This window comes from Aeromonas tecta (assembly GCF_000820185.1).
Lineage (GTDB): Bacteria > Pseudomonadota > Gammaproteobacteria > Enterobacterales > Aeromonadaceae > Aeromonas > Aeromonas tecta.
This window is the reverse complement of sequence record NZ_CDCA01000011.1, coordinates 117,663-118,958: the sequence shown is the minus strand read 5'-3', so window position 1 is coordinate 118,958 and position 1,296 is coordinate 117,663. Positions and strand designations below refer to the sequence as shown.

General features: G+C 64.7%; 1 protein-coding gene and 1 pseudogene. Both read right to left on the bottom strand.

Annotated features, from left to right (window positions below; genetic code table 11):
- On the bottom strand, positions 1-533 hold a 533-nt coding region (locus tag BN1137_RS03200; RefSeq protein ID WP_198150585.1), incomplete at its 3' end, for an FUSC family protein.
- A 318-nt stretch (positions 534-851) separates the two neighbouring features.
- A pseudogene (gene mobB, locus BN1137_RS23095) lies at positions 852-1,296 on the bottom strand (molybdopterin-guanine dinucleotide biosynthesis protein B); the annotation flags it as partial.

The following is a 1,296-nucleotide window of genomic DNA, read 5'->3' as shown; positions in this document are numbered from 1 at the left end:
AGGGTGTCGTGCATCTGCAACCGCCAGTGAATATAGGCCCGCTGGGGGTAGATGCTGCAAAACAGCAGCGCCAGCACCGAGCCCAGTATCACATCACCGCTGCGCCACAGCGCCGTCTCTATGTCCCCCGGCATGGCCCCGATGGTGACCCCCAAAGTGATGCCGATGAGCAGCCCCACGTAGGGACGCTTGCCGAGCGCCAGATAGCCGCACAGGAACATGATGCCGCTGCACCAGATCAGCATCAGCGGCAGGGAGTAGAGCTCCAGATAGAGCGCTACTACCCCGCAGGCGGCGCCGAAGATGGTACCGACCACCCGTTGCAGGGCCCGCGACAGCACATTGCCCCAAAACGAGATGGGGCCCATCACCACCACCAGCGTGATGAGCGGCCAGGTGCTCTCCGGCAGCTTGAGCTCGCGGGTCAGCAGGAAGGTGAGGGTGAAGGCCAGCGAGATGCGCAGGCCATGCACCAGGCGGTAGTGACCATAGATCAGCAGATCGAGTCGGGAGAGCGGGGCGTTCAGGCGCAAGGGCATCCTCTCATGTGGGTTGATGTGCTCGTCTTGTCACAGTGGCAAGGCCTTTGGTCAGGGGATCCACGCCGGCAGCGGGCGTACCTGGATGCGCTCGCCGCAAACGATACTCGCCCCGGCGGGGTCGGTCTCTATCAGGCAGTTGGCCGCGAGCATGGTGCTGGCTGGCTGCACTTGCAAGACCCCATGGGCGTCCTGAGTGAGATGGCCAAGCCGCGCATCGTCGCCGTGATTCTGGCCTGGCATATCCACCAGGGCCTGGGCGAGGAGGCGCAGTGGCTGTCGACTTATGGGCCGACTCGCCAGCCGGGCATAGATAAAGTCGGCGATGGCGGGCAGGTCGCCAAAATCGAACTGGGGCAGGCGGGTCTCTTGCCGGCGGTCGCTGATCAGCGCCACTATGTCAGGGTCATCGGGAAACAACAGCGGTCGACCGATGGCGCCGCGGTGCAGCTCCACCTTGGGGAAGTGCTGGTGTTTGAAGCCTTCGATCAGCAGCAGATCGAGGTGCGTCCAGTCGAAGCTGGCCAGCAGCTCGGCAAAGGGCGCCTCGCCATCCGGGGTCTCGACGATGCGGGCGTGGCGCCGGCTGGAGGCCGCCATCACCTGCAGGGCACCGGCCTTGCGCAGGCGATAGCTGTCCTTGCCCGGCTGGTCGGTATCAAAGTCGTGGTGGGTGTGCTTGAGCACCCCGAGCCGCAGGCCGCGTTGATTCAGCAGCGGAATGAGTTGCTCCAGCAGGGTGGTCTTGCCGGTGCCG